The following is a 16,193-nucleotide window of genomic DNA, read 5'->3' as shown; positions in this document are numbered from 1 at the left end:
TTCCCCCTGTCGGGTTCGGGAGCCAGTTATGCTGATGTGGGCACGGGTGGTTTTGAGGACGGCCATGATCAGTAAAATCAATGTCACGGATGGGAACAAGGTTTCCGTTCTCATATCCCCATTCACGGGCCTGATTATAAGCACCTCTGCGTCCATCTCTCCTACCCAACTGCGTGTGTGGTGCATCTACATCGGGCTAGGGGGGGGGATTTATTTTCTCTACATGAGGCCATTAAAAAAATAAAGCCATTCCCCGTTACTCAATTATTTATATGGCATATACGCAGAAGCTCCTCAATGTCGTCGTCATTGTGTGAGTGGTAGTGCTTTCCAAGCAGCTCAATCTCCATCTCCTCTATTGAAGATAAATAGTTCTGAATTCTCCAGGCATCGAGCTTTCCCGGGCTTTTTTCCATGTCGTCATGGGCATCTATTAGTTCGCCTGTAGAGCACTTTGTAAAGCATATTCCTGCTCCGTGCTTTTTGAACTCCCAAGACTCCTGATTAATTTTTATAACTCCATGTTTCGGCCAGTTTTTTCCATTCTTTGCCAGTACCAGGTAGGCGCACACTAATTGCTGCTGAATATCCGAAAAGTCTTTGGTTATCTCAATGAATTCTTTTTTTGTAATTTTTTTCATGAGCACCTCGACTCATACATATCATTCTCAAGTTTCTTTGCGACCTCTGGATCAACTTCATGCACTATAACTGGAGCCTTGGGCATACCTGCTTTGCTCGCAGCCTGAGCCCTATGATGCCCGTCGATTATTATTATCTGACCATTGACCTCTGCTACATCCACCGGGTGATCATGATCGTAGCCGTTCTTTCGCATCCTTGAAGCAAGTTTGTCAACTTTATTTCGCGACATTTCTGCGCGACTCTGCCTGGACCTTAGGTTTCTTGGGTCAATTTCTTTCGGTTTGTCTGGGCAGATCTCACAGCTGCATACTGTGTCACCCATTTTTTTAGATAGACCTAGCGGGTCGATCCAGGAAATAGGATTGGGGGAGTAGACAAATAAATTTAAGCCGCCAGAATATTTTATAGGGTCGCTGCTTATAAACCTGCCAAGTTGGAAGTCAAAATATCGATAGCGATTGTAGTGCAGCCCCGTCTCATGGTCGTGGTACTGCCCCTGGAAACGCAGCGGGTTGCCCAGGCCTTGCTGTTTGGCCCACGCCGAGCGCTCCTCACGCACTTCGCCCCAGGCCTTGTATTCCCCCGTCCAGATGACATTGCCCTGCTCATCGGTGAACTCCATCGGCGTGCCGAGGTGGTCGCAGTGGTACCAGGCGATCGCCTCGAACGGCTGTGGCTTTATCTCGGTGTGCCACAGCGGATCCTGATCGAAGTCATACTCGCGCTGACTCCAGTCCGGCACCTTGTGCAGGCGGATCGGGCTCTTGCGTAGCGCCTGGGCAACCGGCACGAAGCTGTCCGGTTCATACAGGTAATGCACCGTGCGCCCGGTGTCGCCCTCGTCACGCGGCGGTGAGCTCTGCCAAACAGAGTGTCGTTTGAATTGGTCCGGGCTTTCTACGATTGTGGTGCGGAGACTATTTGCAAGTTTCGCGGCCCTAATATGGCTGCCACAAGAGTTGATCTTTAGATCTTGATTGATACCTTGCCTTATGCACCGCACTGCCAGAAGGTTATTGAGGGACCATAATCGCCACTATTATTTTCGATAGTTATACTGAACAGCTTTTCAGGGAATCTGTCACGCAAAACCAAACCCCAGGAGTACTTCAGCAGCGCCGACAGCCTTACGAACACTTCATCTGAGAGATTGCTCGAACATCCATCGTACATATCATATAGCAATGTATGATTCATGCTTCTCTCCATGCTTGAAGTGCATTCTCCTTTTTCTTTCAGCGAACGATATGTGGACTCATTGAATGAGAACTCTAGAAATACACCGCCATCGACGCACAGCATGTCGGGCAATAGCAACTTACTTACGATCAAAGTATCTTCAGGGTGACACTCACTACGGAGGTATGAGAAAAGGTTGAGATCTAATGGGTTTTCCCATTGCTCTCGCCATGACTCATACTTCTCCAGTTTTCCCAAGCCCGGAGTGGAATGAAGTTTATTCATGGTATTTCCTCTGCAGTTGCTGGGCGCGGCGGCAATTTTGAGGATGGTGAGTTTACTCTGACTACCCCATTTGGAAAAGTATTCCTACCATACTCTAGTACGTGGGGCGTTGGCATGCGACCGTGGGCAGAACCGGTAACATCTACACGTTTCAGAATGCGGCCGTGCTCATCATAGGTTACATAACTTGTTATATTAGCCTGATTGTCGAATCTGTATATGAAATGCATCTGCACTCGCCCATATTTCGTTGAAACGGGGATTCGCAATGCGAATGTACCCCATTACAATCCGCCTCCCGCTTCGCCTTGCCCGGCCTTCACGCAGACACATCTCATACAGACCCTAGTGAACTTCACCGGCAGGGTATCCTAGCCAGATGAAGACACTTTCAAAAAAGATACTTGAGCTTGACTATAAGTTGGTCAAATACTTCAAAACGCCCGGATACTCGGATGAAAAATCTTCCGACTTAAGAAATGAGATGGCAGTTTCTCTTTCACTGTCAGGTGATTTTTTTATGTACTCAAGCAATAATTCAAAGTCACCATAATCAAGCTCAATACCGACCAAGGTTATTGCCCACTCCTTATTCGGGGCTCGTTTAATTATGCCACCAAGCTCTGCGATCAAAGCCGGGTAGATGATACTGCGGTCAGCTGCTTCAAGTATATTTCGGGTGCGCTCTTGAATGCCGAAGTCATCGGCATCAGAGAATGTCTGAAGAAGCGCCAATGCTACTTCGCAGCTCATATTCTCTTCTACTTCACTTAAGAGAGTCAGGAATTTTTCATGATCCCCCTCGCGTTCGAATTTCTCACACGCATGCAAGCTTGTAAGCCAGCAATCAAAATTGAAAGTCATTGCCATTTCATATTCTCACTTTGTCAACATTTCCTGGCACTTCGCATATGCAAGCATCTCTCGTACTGCAATATTGTACCGGCGCGGGTCTCCAGAGTTACGTGCTACCCGACGAACGTCATGAATTTCCGTAGCCATCGCGCTCCGATAGTTTCCCGACGCAATCATCTCTGAAACCCTGTCTCGATATTGCCTGGCTTCAGTAGAATTTTTATAGCTAGAGGTTTGTGCATGATCTTTAGGATCCATAGCGATTGCTGGGCCACTTCTATAGCCCAAGTATCCATCTTGTGATTTTGTGACTGCATCGGCAGGCATGTGATGCCCTTCTATTCCTGGGCGGGATACTCCTCCTTTTGATCCTCCACGGTATGGCCCAGCGCCTTCAGGGTTCCCTTTCTTAAAGCAATCACAGGGGCAACGAGCCAATCCAAGTGGATCAATCCAACCTGTTGGGTTTGGCGCGTACTGATATAGATTGAGCCCACCTACAAACTTGATCGGATCTTGCCCAGTAAAACGCCCAGATCTTGGATCGTAGTACCGATACCGATTGTAATGCAGCCCCGTCTCATGGTCGTGGTACTGCCCTTGGAAGCGGAGCGGGTTGCCCAGGCCATGCTGCTTGGCCCACGCCGAACGTTCTTCGCGCACTTCGCCCCAAGCCTTGTACTGTCCCGTCCAAGCGACATTGCCCTGCTCGTCGGTCAGCTCCATCGGCGTGCCGAGGTGATCGCAGTGGTACCAGGCAATCGCCTCGAACGCCTGCGGCTTCACCTCGGTATGCCACAGCGGATCCTGATCGAAGTCGTACTCGCGCTGACTCCAGTCCGGCACCTTGTGCAGCCGGATCGGGCTCTTGCGCAGGGCCTGAGCCACCGGCACGAAGCTGTCCGGTTCGTACAGGTAATGCACGGTGCGCCCAGTGTCGCCTTCGTCGCGTGGCGGTGAGCTCTCCCAGGCCAGCGTGTCGCCGTCCCAGCCAAACAGGGTGAAACCGCAATCGAGCTCACGTTGGCGTTTGGCCCGTTGCAACTGGTTCCAGCCGGTGCCGGCTTCAGGGCGATCCCAGAAGTGCGCTACCGAATGCTTGTGCAGGCGCCGGCCCAGGGCGTCGTAGCTGTAATCGACCTTGAGCTTGTCGTCGTTGTAACCGGCCAGCCGGTCGAACAGGTCCCAGGTGAAGTGGGCATGGGACCCGTTGTGCAACCGGTGGATCAGGTTGCCGCGTTCGTCGTATTTGTAGTGGCTCCCGGCATACTCACGCAGCAGGTTGTCCATCAGCTTGTTACGGCGTGGATCGGCTTCCAGCGGGCGATTCAGTTCCTGAGCCTTCTGGTCCAGCAGGTTGCCGGCCGGGTCGAAGGCAAAGGTTTCCACGCCCAGGCGACTGGTGGCCTTGAGCAGGCGGCCCACCGGGTCGTACTGGTACTCCAACGGACCACGACGGCTGTCGTGGATATTGGTCAACTGGCTGGCGGCGTCATAACGGTACTGACGCTTGAGCAGCGTGGATTGGCCGTCATGGCTACCCAGCAGCTGTTCCTGCAAACGCCCGGCCGGGTCCCAGGCCTGGGTCTGCATCAACTTATTGCCCTGGTGCCGCACGATTTCGCGGTGCAGGTCATCGCGCTCGTAGGCCAGCATCTCGTGCTGGTCGAGGGTCATGCCGAGCAGGTGGCCGCTGCCGTAGGTCAACCAGCTGACCTTGTGGCCGTCCGGGCGAATCGTCGCGGTGCGCTGGTTGAGCGTGTCGTACTGGTGCTGCCACACCGCAACCATCGGCGTGCCGGTGGCCAGGTAGTACTGGTGCTCACGGGTCAGGTTGCCGGCTTCATCAAAGAACCATTGCAGCTTGCTGGCGGCGTTCACTGCCTGGATCAGTTGGCCGTTGCCGTCGTAGGCGAAGGTTTCGCTCTGGCTCTGGTTGCCCAGGCGGGCCGTACGCTCACTCAATCGGCCCATGGGGTCGAAGGTCAAGTCGATACGGCGCTGGCCAACCTGGGTCGAGGCGAGGCGACCGCTGTGCGGGTCGTACTGGTAACGGGTGACCAGGCCATCGAAGCCGGTCTCTTGCAGCAGCCGGCCCACCGGGTCGTAGAGGAAAGTGGCCTTGCTCGCGTTTTCGTTTTCCAGGCCGATCAAACGGCCAAGCTTGTCCCAGCGATAACGCAGGGTGTGTTCGTTGGCGTCGACGCGTTCGCTCAGCAGGCCTGCGGCGCTGTAGGACCAGGTGGTGCAGCGGTCGAGGGCATCGACATGCGCCAGCAGGCGGCCTTCGGCGTCATAGTTGAAGCGCTCTTCGGTCTGGTCCGGGTGGGTGACCTTGGCCAACTGGCCGGCCTGGTACTCGTAGGCGGTCGTGTGGCCCGCCGCATCGGTGAAGTCGGTCAGCTGGCCAAGGGTGTTGTAGGCCCAGGCACTGCTCTTTCCGGAGCAGTCGGTGTACTCAAGCAACTGCCCGGCGTCGTTGTAGGCGAGTGTCTTTTCGTTGCCCAGTGCATCCTTGATCGCCTTGACCAACCCAGCCGGGGTGTAGGCGTACTCGGTCTTGTTGCCCAGCGGGTCGACGCTTTCGACCAGGTTGCCGCGCTCGTCATAGTCGCGTAGCCACAGCCCATCCTCGGCATCGCGCAGCTTGATCGGCTGGTCATGATCGTCGTAGGCGTAGTGCACCGTGCTGTGGTCGGCGCGGATGTGCTGCAGCAGGTTGCTGCGCTCATCGTAGGTGTAGCGGTCCTGGCTGCCGTCGGGGTGAACGTGGCGGATGACGTTCTTGCGCGGGTCGCGGAACAGCCACTCCTCGCGGCCGTCCGGGTGGATCAGGCGGTAGGTGTAGCCCAGGGCGTCGTAGTAGTGCCAGGTCTGCTGGCCGTGGGCGTCCGTGACATAAGTCAGGCGGATGTTCGGGTCCCACACCAGGCGGGTTTCGAAGCTACCGTCATCGGCCCATTCGTGGATGGCCTTGGCGTGCGGGCCGCTGCCGTCCCATTCGAGGTTGATGCCGCGCCCGGTGCGGTCGGTGTAGCGGGTCAGCAAATGATGCTGGTACTGGTAGTGCCAAGCAGCGCCGTGCTCGTCCTGGGCGGCGATCAGGTCGCCGTGGGTGTCGTAGTGGTAGCCGCACAGTTGACGCAGCGGCGTGCCATCGACCACCTGCCACAGGCCCTGAATATGCCCATGGTCGTCGAGCAGAGTGCCCAATTGCAGATGGAGCTTTTCGGGATCGTTGTCGGAGTAGGTGTTGATATCCGACAGCACCGGCCGGCCGTTGAACTGGTGCTCGTAGTGCAGCATTGCCCCGGCGCCGCTGCGCAGCTGGATATGCGTCAGGTAGAAGCGGTCACCCTGGCGGGCATAGGTTTCGCGGCGGTCCAGGCCACGCAGCAACACCAGTTGCTGCTCGGCGGTGCGCACCAGGGTGAAGTACTCGATCGGGTCATGGTGCGGCTTGCCGACCTTGGGCAGCGGGTAGTCGTGGCTGCGGCCGTCGCTGTCGTGGAACACCACGCCCTTTTCCACGACATCGATGCAGGTGGTGAACTCGGTGATCCAGCGGGCGCCGAGGCTGCCGTCATCCAGCTTGGCCAGCCGCGAGTTGTACACCCGTGTCCAATTGACCGGGAACGGCCCGGGCAGACTGAAATCCTGGTGGGCCAGCGTCTCGTCACCGAGTACATGGCCAATGCTGAACCCGGTGCAGGCGCAGGGGCCGTTCTTCTCAGGCTTGGGCTGCTTGTTGGCGCGGCCCTGGCGGCGGGTAGCTTCGGTCGGCCCTTCGCTGCGAATCAGCCTGGCTTGCGCAGTGGCATTGGGTTTGAGGTTGATCGCCACTCGCCGGCTTGGCGGATGGGCCTGCACAGTCTGCAGCAGCTGAGTCAACAACCAGGCGATGCTGTGCGGCCGTTCGGCCTGGCCGAGGGCAGCAAGCTGCTTGGGCACCGCTTCGGCCAAGCTTTCAAGGGTGGCGATCAGCGGCTTGAACAAGGCCTCGAGCTCGCCGCTGAAATGCCCGGCGACGCTGTTGTAGGCCTGTTTGAAGGTGCCTTCGGCGGCGTTGCCCAACGCCGCCAGGGCCAGCAACCAGGCATCCGCTTCCAGCGCCGAGTCGTACAGGGCCACCTCGGCCAGTTGCTGGCGCGCCGTGCGCCGACTGGCCTGGGCGTCCAGCCGGCCCTTGGCGAGGTCGTCGAGGGCGCGGGCCAACTGGCGAAGCAGCGCCTGGGCGAGCTCACTGGCGTGGGCGAGCATTTCTGGCAAGTGCTGCAGCGCCCCGCTGATGTAGTTATCCAGCTCGCCGCGGATGCTGGCGTGCAGGTGGCCTTCGAGGATTTCCAGCAGCACCGCGTCAAGGCGCGCGCCAGGGCGGCGGCGCAGGGTCTGGCGGGTCAGTTGCAGCACCGGGCGCAACACCCGGCGGGGGATGGCCATGCCCGGCGGAAGGGCACCACGCCGATCAGGTTGATACCCAGGCTGGCCCACAGCAGCGGGTCGCTGCCAGGGTGTTCGACCAACTCGATGAGGTCAGCCAGCACATCCACGGCGGCCAGGGCGTTGGCAACAACAGGGGTGTTTTCACCGAGGTTGCGCAGGGTCTGCAAGTCGAGGAAGCCGCCACTGATGCCATGCAGCCAGTCGTTGACAGCAGCAGCGGCGAGGCCCAGGTCCTCGCTGAGCAGGGTTTCGAGGGGGGCAATGGCGAGCTCGACGTCGTGCTGGGTGAGGGTGGTCATGGGGCTAGCCTTCCTGGCCATGGCTTGGGAAGGCGAAATGATGGTGAGCAGATGCCGCTCTGTATGTCGGAACGCGTCGCGGCATCGACAGGAAAGGGATGAGCTAGCGGTGCGGTAAGTCTTGCGAAATGACCAGTTGCTCAAACAGGATGTTCATCACCGCAAGAACCATCGGTTATCCGGCACTTCGGCATGACCTGAGTCGAGGGCTCGATGCTCCTGACCATGCGTCATCATCGATAACGCCATCGCTCATATCATTGCCCGTGATAATAACCTTCGCTGCGTTCGATTCGTGCGTCGCGCGCAACACACTCACACTCCGCCCACTACTAATACATTGGCGGAGTACTCCATGGATCTCTCACTCAAACCCTTGCGCTTCCCCCTCGCTGCCCTGGCAGTGGTGGTGCTCAGCGCCTGTGGCCGCGCACCAGACGCCATGCAGGCTCCCGCCGCACCCAAGGTCAGCGTCGCCAAGGTGATCGAGCAGCCGATCAACGAATGGGACGAGTTCACCGGCCGCCTGGAAGCGCCGGAAACCGTCGAGGTGCGCCCACGGGTCTCGGGCCAGATCGACCTGGTGGCCTTCACCGAAGGCGCCCAGGTGAAAAAAGGCGACCTGCTGTTCCAGATCGACCCACGCCCGTTCCAGGCTGAAGTCCGCCGCCTCGAAGCCCAGGTGCAGCAGGCCAAGGCCACCGCCATCCGCAGCGCCAACGAGGCCCGCCGTGGCGAACGCCTGCGCGACAGCAACGCGATCTCCGCCGAGCTTGCCGAGTCGCGCACCAGCGCCGCCGCCGAAGCCCGTGCCGGGGTCGATGCCATCCAGGCACAGCTGGACCTGGCCCGCCTGAACCTGAGTTTCACCCGGGTCACCGCGCCGATCAGCGGCCGCGTCAGCCGCGCCCAGTTCACTGCCGGCAACATCGTCAGCGCCGACGTCACGCCGCTGACCAGCGTGGTTTCCACCGACAAGGTGTACGCCTACTTCGACGCCGACGAGCGCGTGTACCTCAAGTACACCCAGCTGGCGCGTGAAGGCCAGCGCGGCCAGAGCACCCCGGTGTACCTGGGCCTGACCAACGAAACCGGCAACCCGCACCTGGGCCAGATGAACTTCGTCGACAACCAGGTCAACCCGCGCACCGGCACCATCCGTGGCCGCGCCGTGTTCGACAACCGCGACGGCCAGTTCACCCCGGGGCTGTACGCACGCCTGAAGCTGGTCGGCAGCGCCCAGTACGACGCCGTGCTGATCAACGACGAAGCGGTCGGCACCGACCTTGGCAAGAAGTTCGTGCTGGTCATGGACAAGGACAACAAGGCCGCCTACCGCGCCGTGGAACTGGGGCCGAAGCTCGAAGGCCTACGCATCGTGCGCAGTGGCCTGGGCAAGGACGACCGCATCGTGGTCAAGGGCCTGCAGCGCGTGCGCCCTGGCTCGCCAGTCACCCCGGAGGAAACCCAGATGGCCAGCGAACAGACCCTCGCCGCCCTCGCCCAGCAGCGCCAGGCCCTCGAAGCCAGCAACCCGGCGCCGAAAGTCGCGGGTGCCAACGTCAAAGTCGCCAGCGCCCAAGCGCCACGCGGTTAAGGGACAACACCGATGAACTTCTCGAAATTCTTCATTACCCGGCCGATCTTCGCTGCGGTGCTGTCGCTGGTGCTGCTGATCGCGGGCTCGATCTCGCTGTTCCAGCTGCCGATCAGCGAATACCCCGAAGTGGTTCCGCCCACCGTGGTGGTGCGCGCCAACTTCCCCGGCGCCAACCCCAAGGTCATCGGCGAAACCGTCGCCGCGCCGCTGGAACAGGCCATCACCGGTGTCGAGAACATGCTGTACATGTCCTCGCAGTCCACCGCCGACGGCAAGCTCACCCTGACCATCACCTTCGCCCTGGGCACCGACCTGGACAACGCCCAAGTACAGGTGCAGAACCGGGTGACCCGTACCCAGCCCAAGCTGCCGGAAGAAGTGACGCGTATCGGTATCACCGTCGACAAGGCCTCGCCCGACCTGACCATGGTCGTGCACCTGACCTCGCCGGATAACCGCTACGACATGCTCTACCTGTCCAACTACGCCATCCTCAACATCAAGGACGAGCTCGCTCGCCTGGGTGGCGTGGGCGACGTGCAACTGTTCGGCATGGGCGACTACTCGCTGCGGGTATGGCTCGACCCGAACAAGACCGCTTCGCGCAACCTGACCGCCAGCGATGTGGTGGCCGCGATCCGCGAACAGAACCGCCAGGTCGCCGCCGGCCAGCTGGGCGCCCCGCCCGCCCCCGGCTCCACCAGCTTCCAGCTGTCGATCAACACCCAGGGCCGCCTGGTCAACGAGGAAGAGTTCGAGAACATCATCATCCGTGCCGGTGCCGATGGCGAAATCACCCGCCTGAAGGACATCGCCCGGGTCGAACTCGGCTCCAGCCAGTACGCCCTGCGCTCGCTGCTGAACAACCAGCCGGCGGTGGCCATCCCGATCTTCCAGCGCCCAGGCTCCAACGCCATCGAGATCTCCGACGAAGTGCGGGCGAAGATGGCCGAGCTGAAGAAGGACTTCCCCGAGGGCATGGACTACAGCATCGTCTATGACCCGACCGTGTTCGTCCGTGGCTCCATCGAGGCCGTGGTGCACACCCTGTTCGAAGCACTGATCCTGGTGGTACTGGTCGTCATCCTGTTCCTGCAGACCTGGCGCGCCTCGATCATCCCGTTGCTGGCCGTGCCGGTGTCGCTGATCGGTACCTTCGCGGTGATGCACCTGTTCGGCTTCTCGCTCAACGCCCTGTCGCTGTTCGGCCTGGTGCTGGCCATCGGTATCGTGGTGGACGACGCCATCGTGGTGGTGGAGAACGTCGAACGCAACATCGGGCTGGGCCTGAAACCGCTGGAGGCCACGCAAAAGGCCATGAGCGAAGTGACCGGGCCGATCATCGCCACGGCGCTGGTGCTGTGCGCCGTGTTCGTGCCGGCGGCGTTCATCTCTGGCCTTACCGGGCAGTTCTACAAGCAGTTCGCCCTGACCATCGCCATCTCCACCGTGATCTCGGCGTTCAACTCGCTGACCCTGTCGCCGGCCCTGGCCGCCGTGCTGCTCAAGGACCACCACGCACCCAAGGACCGTTTCTCGCGGTTCCTGGAAAAACTACTGGGCAGCTGGCTGTTCGCCCCGTTCAACCGCTTCTTCGACCGCGCCAGCCATGGCTACGTCGGTGGCGTGCGCCGGGTCATCCGCTCCAGCGGCATCGCCCTGTTCGTCTACGCCGGCCTCATGGGCCTGACCTACCTGGGCTTCTCGACCACTCCGACCGGCTTCGTCCCGGCCCAGGACAAGCAGTACCTGGTGGCCTTCGCCCAATTGCCGGACGCGGCCAGCCTCGACCGCACCGAGGCGGTGATCAAGCGCATGAGCGAGATCGCCCTCAAGCAACCGGGCGTGGCCGATTCGGTGGCCTTCCCGGGCCTGTCGATCAACGGTTTCACCAACAGCCCCAACAGCGGCATCGTGTTCACCCCGCTCAAGCCGTTTGACGAGCGCAAGGACCCGAGCCAGTCGGCGGCGGCCATCGCGGCAGCCTTGAACGCCCAGTTCGCCGATATCCAGGACGCCTACATCGCGATCTTCCCGCCACCGCCGGTACAAGGCCTTGGCACCATCGGCGGCTTCCGCCTGCAGATCGAGGACCGTGGCAACCTGGGCTACGAAGCGCTGTACAAAGAGACCCAGAACATCATCGCCAAGAGCCACAACGTGCCGGAGCTGGCGGGCCTGTTCACCAGCTACCAGGTCAACGTGCCCCAGGTCGATGCCGCCATCGACCGGGAAAAGGCCAAGACCCACGGCGTGGCGATCACCGACATCTTCGACACCCTGCAGGTCTACCTGGGCTCGCTGTACACCAACGACTTCAACCGCTTTGGCCGCACCTACCAGGTCAACGTCCAGGCCGAACAGCAGTTCCGCCTCGACGCCGAGCAGATCGGCCAGTTGAAGGTGCGCAACAACCAGGGCGAGATGATCCCGCTGGCGACCTTCCTCAAGGTCAGCGATACCTCGGGGCCTGACCGCGTCATGCACTACAACGGCTTCATCACCGCCGAGATCAACGGCGCCGCAGCCCCTGGCTACAGCTCCGGCCAGGCCGAGGCAGCGATCGAGAAGCTGCTCAAAGAAGAGCTGCCCAACGGCATGACCTTCGAGTGGACCGACCTGACCTACCAGCAGATCCTCTCGGGCAACACCGCGCTGTTCGTGTTCCCGCTGTGCGTGCTGCTGGCGTTCCTGGTGCTGGCGGCCCAGTACGAAAGCTGGAGCCTGCCGCTGGCGGTGATCCTGATCGTGCCGATGACCCTGCTGTCCGCCATCACTGGCGTGATCATCTCGGGTGGCGACAACAACATCTTCACCCAGATCGGTTTGATCGTACTGGTGGGCCTGGCGTGCAAGAACGCGATCCTGATCGTCGAGTTCGCCAAGGATGAACAGGCCAAGGGCCTCGACCCACTGGCTGCGGTACTGGAAGCCTGCCGCCTGCGCCTGCGGCCGATCCTGATGACCTCGATCGCCTTCATCATGGGTGTGGTGCCGCTGGTGTTCAGCTCCGGCGCCGGCTCGGAAATGCGTCACGCCATGGGTGTGGCGGTGTTCTCGGGGATGATCGGGGTGACCGTGTTCGGTCTGTTCCTGACCCCGGTGTTCTTCTTCCTGATCCGCCGCTTCGTCGAGCGTCGCCAGGCCCGCAAGGCCGAGCGCGCACTGCCGCTGGAGAACCATGCATGAATCTGCTCAAACCCCTGACCCCGAGCCTGCTGGCGCTGGCCCTGGCGGCCTGCGCCGTGGGCCCGGACTACAAGGCCCCGGCCACGGAGCCGGCCAGGCTCGACAGCGGCCTTGAAGCCAAGGCCTTCGACCGCAGCCGCTTCGAGAGCGTTTGGTGGAAGCAGTTCGACGACCCGGTGCTGAACCAGCTGGTGCAAGCCTCGCTGGATGGCAACCGCGATCTGCGCATCGCCTTCGCCCGCCTGAAAGCGGCGCGGGCGATCCGCGACGACGCCGCCAACGACCAGCTACCGGTGGTCAACAGCCGCGCCAGCAGCGACCTGGGCAAGGGCCAGATCCCCGGCCAGACCGAGCGCCGGGTCAACAGCGAGCGTTACGACCTGGGCCTGGACATGGCCTGGGAGCTCGACCTGTTCGGCCGTATCCAGCGCCAGATCGAAGCCAGCGAAGCGCAGGAAGCGGCTGCCGAGGCCGACCTGCAGCAGCTGCAGGTCAGCCTGATCGCCGAGCTGGTGGATGCCTACGGTCAATTGCGCGGCGCCCAGCTGCGCGAACAGATCGCCGTGGCCAACCTCAAGACCCAGCAGCAATCGCGCGACATTACCGTCACCCTGCGTGACACCGGGGTCGGCAACGAGCTCGATGTGGTGCGCGCCGACGCCCGCCTGGCCGGTGTCGAAGCCACCGTGCCGCAGTTGCAGGCGGTTCAGGTGCGGGCGAAGAACCGCATCGCCACCCTGCTCGGCCAACGCCCGGACGCCCTGACCGTGGACCTGTCGCCCAAGGCCCTGCCGGCCATCGCCAAGGCCCTGCCGGTGGGCGACCCCGGCGAGCTGCTGCGCCGCCGCCCGGACATCCGCAGCGCCGAACGCCAGCTGGCCGCGGCCACCGCCAATGTGGGCGTGGCCACCGCCGATTTGTTCCCACGGGTGAGCCTCAGCGGTTTCCTCGGCTTCACCGCCGCGCGTGGCTCGCAGATCGGCTCGGCCGCCTCCAACGCCTGGGCGCTGGGCCCGAGCATCACTTGGGCGGCATTCGACCTGGGCAGCGTGCGTGCGCGCCTGCGTGGCGCCAAGGCCGATGCCGACGGCGCACTGGCCAACTATGAGCAGCAGGTGCTGCTGGCCCTGGAAGAGTCGGCCAATGCCTTCAGTGACTACGGCAAGCGCCAGCAGCGCTTGCTGGCGCTGATGCGCCAGAGCGATGCCAGCCGCAAGGCCGCCGAGCTGGCCTCGGTGCGCTACCGCGAAGGGACGGTGGATTACCTGGTGCTGCTCGATGCCGAGCGCGAACGCCTGAGCGCCGAAGACGCCCAGGCCCAGGGCGAGGTCGAGTTGTACAGCGGCATCGTGGCGATCTACAAGGCCCTGGGTGGTGGCTGGCAGCCGGAGGTGGTGGCCAGTACGCGCTGAGTGACCTGTTGAATTGAAAGCTCCTTTGGTTGGATCCTCCCCCAACCGTTTGCCCCGATGGCCTTGGTTGTCGGGGCTTTTTTATGGCGGTTTACAAATGCCACCGAATGAACGCGATCGTTTGTAGGAGCGGCCTTGTGTCGCGAAAGTGCCGCAAAGCGGCCCCGACGATCTTCACCTGATCCAGATAGCCGGGGCTGCTGCGCAGCCCTATCGCGACACAAGGCCGCTCCTACAGGGATAGCGCTGTATTAGCCGACACTCCCAATAAAATTCGCCAACTCCGCCGTCTTCGGTGCATCGAACAAACGCTTCGGGTCGCCAACCTCATGCACCTTGCCCTGGTGCATGAACACCAGCTTGTCCCCCACCTCCCGGGCAAAGCGCATTTCATGGGTGACCATCACCAACGTCATGCCCTCCTTGGCCAACCCCCTCACCACGCCGAGCACTTCACTCACCAGCTCCGGGTCGAGCGCCGAGGTGATCTCGTCGCACAGCAGCACCTTGGGCGACATCGCCAGCGCCCGGGCAATCGCCACGCGCTGTTGCTGGCCACCGGACAGCTGATCGGGGTAGGCATCGAACTTGGCTTCCAGCCCTACCCGCTCCAGCATCCTGCGCGCCAGTTGCCGGGCCTCGGCCTTGGGCGTCTTCTTCACCAACTGCGGCGCCAGCATCACGTTTTCGCCCACGCTCAGGTGCGGGAACAAGTTGAACTGCTGAAAGATCATCCCGACCTTCTGGCGCAAGCTGCGCAAGTCGGCGCGTGCCGCGTCCAGGTATTCGCCGTCGACTTCGATCACACCGTCATTGATCGACTCCAGCCCGTTCAAGGTACGCAGCAAGGTGCTTTTGCCCGAGCCGCTTCGGCCGATGATCGCCACCACTTCGCCTTCCTCGATGCTCAGGTCGACGCCCTTGAGCACGTGGTTGTCCCCGTAGTACTTGTGCAACGCAGAAACGCTAACCAGCGGCATGCAGCCTCCTCTCCAGGTGGCGGGCACCCAGCGACAGTGGAAAACACAGGATGAAGTAGCCCAGCGACACCAGGCCGTAGATCAGGAAAGGTTCGAAGGTGGCGTTGGCCAGCATGCCGCCGGTCTTGGTCAGTTCGGTGAAACCGATGATCGAGGTCACTGCCGTGCCCTTGACCACCTGCACCGAAAAGCCCACGGTCGGCGCCACGGCCAGGCGCAGCGCCTGGGGCAGCACCACATGGCGCAACTGCTCGCCACGGCGAAGCGCCAGGCTGGCGCTGGCCTCCCACTGCCCGCGCGGGATCGACTCCACGCAGCCGCGCCAGATTTCGGCGAGGAACGCACTGGTGAACAGCGTCAATGCCACCGCCGCCGCCGCCCAGGCCGACACGTCGATGCCGAACAGGGCGATGCCGAAGAACACGATGAACAGCTGCATCAGCAGCGGCGTGCCCTGGAACAGCTCGATGTAGCCACGGGCCAACACCCGCAGGCAGCCGTTGTCGCTGATCCGCGCCAGCAGCATCAGCAAGCCCATGGCGCCGCCGCAGACGAACGCCACCAGCGACAGCAGCAAGGTCCATTGCAAGCCGGTGAGCAGGTTGCGCACGATATCCCACAAGGTGAAATCCATCAGCGTCTCCCCACGATCACGCGCCGGCCAAACAGGTTCAGCAATTGCCGCACGCCAATGGCCATGGCCAGGTACAGCAAGGTGGTGAACAGGTAGGTTTCAAACGCGCGGAAGTTACGCGACTGGATGAAGTTGGCGGCGAACGACAGCTCTTCGGTGGCGATCTGCGAACACACCGCCGACCCCAGCATGACGATGACGATCTGGCTCGACAGCGCCGGCCACACCTTGGCCAGGGCCGGCCGCAGGATCACGTGGCGGAACGTCTCGAAACGCGTCATCGCCAGCGCCGAGGCGGCTTCCAGCTGCCCACGCGGGATGGCCTGGATGCCGGCGCGGATGATCTCGGTGGAATAGGCGCCAAGGTTGATCACCATCGCCAGCACCGCCGCTTGCCATTCGCTCATGCGCACGCCAAGGGCCGGCAAGCCGAAGAAGATGAAGAACAGCTGGACGATGAACGGCGTGTTGCGGATCAGCTCCACATACACCCCGAACAGCCAGTTGAACGGCCGTAGCTGCCAGGCCCGCACCAGCGCGCCGACGATGCCCAGGGCAACGCCTGCGAGGGTGCCGATCGCGGTCAGTTCCAGGGTGAACAGCGCGCCCTTGAGCAGCAGGTCGCCCTGTTGCAATGCGGCGGCGAAATCGAATTGATAGGCCATCGTTCAA

12 protein-coding genes and 1 pseudogene are annotated in these 16,193 nt (G+C 61.3%); 3 read left to right on the top strand and 10 right to left on the bottom strand.

Annotation, left to right across the window (positions count from 1 at the left end):
* Positions 1 to 260: 260 nt before the first annotated feature.
* The 7 genes and pseudogenes from LOY51_RS11450 to LOY51_RS27125 form a co-directional block, all read right to left on the bottom strand.
* Complete coding sequence (locus LOY51_RS11450; protein WP_258646238.1) at positions 261 to 641, bottom strand: DUF6896 domain-containing protein; 381 nt, start codon at positions 639 to 641, stop codon at positions 261 to 263.
* Positions 638 to 1,510, bottom strand: a pseudogene (locus LOY51_RS11445) (RHS repeat-associated core and ParB-like nuclease domain-containing protein); the annotation flags it as partial. The pseudogene LOY51_RS11445 and the gene LOY51_RS11450, both read right to left, overlap by 4 nt.
* Positions 1,511 to 1,635: 125 nt before the next feature.
* Positions 1,636 to 2,109 carry a hypothetical protein gene (locus LOY51_RS11440; protein ID WP_258646237.1) on the bottom strand — a complete coding sequence of 158 codons (474 nt, stop codon included), beginning with the start codon at positions 2,107 to 2,109 and terminating at the stop codon, positions 1,636 to 1,638.
* Entirely contained in the window at positions 2,106 to 2,339 is a 234-nt protein-coding gene (locus LOY51_RS27130) for a polymorphic toxin type 24 domain-containing protein (protein WP_374046929.1), read from the bottom strand. Before LOY51_RS27130 ends, LOY51_RS11440 begins: the two co-directional genes overlap by 4 nt.
* A 184-nt stretch (positions 2,340 to 2,523) precedes the next feature.
* Positions 2,524 to 2,979 carry a hypothetical protein gene (locus LOY51_RS11435; RefSeq protein ID WP_258646236.1) on the bottom strand — a complete coding sequence of 152 codons (456 nt, stop codon included), beginning with the start codon at positions 2,977 to 2,979 and terminating at the stop codon, positions 2,524 to 2,526.
* Between the two features lie 9 nt (positions 2,980 to 2,988).
* On the bottom strand, positions 2,989 to 7,404 hold the full coding sequence (locus tag LOY51_RS11430) for an RHS repeat-associated core domain-containing protein (protein ID WP_374046927.1): 4,416 nt from the start codon (positions 7,402 to 7,404) through the stop codon (positions 2,989 to 2,991).
* Positions 7,362 to 7,706 (bottom strand): hypothetical protein, encoded by a 345-nt coding sequence (locus tag LOY51_RS27125; protein ID WP_374046926.1) that lies wholly within the window; start codon positions 7,704 to 7,706, stop codon positions 7,362 to 7,364. The genes LOY51_RS11430 and LOY51_RS27125 overlap by 43 nt, the downstream gene beginning before the upstream one ends.
* Positions 7,707 to 8,061: 355 nt before the next feature.
* On the opposite strand from LOY51_RS27125, the gene mexE reads away from it, so the two are divergent.
* Genes mexE through LOY51_RS11415 form a run of 3 tightly spaced genes read left to right on the top strand, consistent with a single transcriptional unit; the run spans position 8,062 to position 13,907 of the window.
* Positions 8,062 to 9,303 (top strand): multidrug efflux RND transporter periplasmic adaptor subunit MexE, encoded by a 1,242-nt coding sequence (gene mexE, locus LOY51_RS11425; protein ID WP_258646235.1) that lies wholly within the window; start codon positions 8,062 to 8,064, stop codon positions 9,301 to 9,303.
* A 12-nt stretch (positions 9,304 to 9,315) separates the two neighbouring features.
* The gene (locus LOY51_RS11420; RefSeq protein WP_258646234.1) at positions 9,316 to 12,495 is read left to right on the top strand and encodes an efflux RND transporter permease subunit; all 3,180 of its coding nucleotides are present in this window, start codon (positions 9,316 to 9,318) and stop codon (positions 12,493 to 12,495) included.
* Entirely contained in the window at positions 12,492 to 13,907 is a 1,416-nt protein-coding gene (locus LOY51_RS11415; protein WP_258646233.1) for an efflux transporter outer membrane subunit, read from the top strand. Before LOY51_RS11420 ends, LOY51_RS11415 begins: the two co-directional genes overlap by 4 nt.
* 251 nt (positions 13,908 to 14,158) lie before the next feature.
* Here LOY51_RS11415 and LOY51_RS11410 read toward each other — a convergent pair whose 3' ends face one another.
* The 3 genes from LOY51_RS11410 to LOY51_RS11400 are packed head-to-tail and all read right to left on the bottom strand — an operon-like array spanning position 14,159 to position 16,186.
* The gene (locus tag LOY51_RS11410) at positions 14,159 to 14,887 is read right to left on the bottom strand and encodes an amino acid ABC transporter ATP-binding protein (RefSeq protein ID WP_258646232.1); all 729 of its coding nucleotides are present in this window, start codon (positions 14,885 to 14,887) and stop codon (positions 14,159 to 14,161) included.
* Positions 14,874 to 15,524 (bottom strand): amino acid ABC transporter permease, encoded by a 651-nt coding sequence (locus LOY51_RS11405; protein ID WP_190306083.1) that lies wholly within the window; start codon positions 15,522 to 15,524, stop codon positions 14,874 to 14,876. The genes LOY51_RS11410 and LOY51_RS11405 overlap by 14 nt, the downstream gene beginning before the upstream one ends.
* Entirely contained in the window at positions 15,521 to 16,186 is a 666-nt protein-coding gene (locus LOY51_RS11400; RefSeq protein WP_125463720.1) for an amino acid ABC transporter permease, read from the bottom strand. Before LOY51_RS11400 ends, LOY51_RS11405 begins: the two co-directional genes overlap by 4 nt.
* Between the last annotated feature and the right edge of the window lie 7 nt (positions 16,187 to 16,193).

The organism is Pseudomonas sichuanensis (assembly GCF_024749065.1).
Classification (GTDB): Bacteria; Pseudomonadota; Gammaproteobacteria; order Pseudomonadales; family Pseudomonadaceae; genus Aquipseudomonas; species Aquipseudomonas sichuanensis.
The sequence above is the reverse complement of the archived record's forward strand: the minus strand, read 5'-3'. Positions and strand labels throughout refer to the sequence as shown.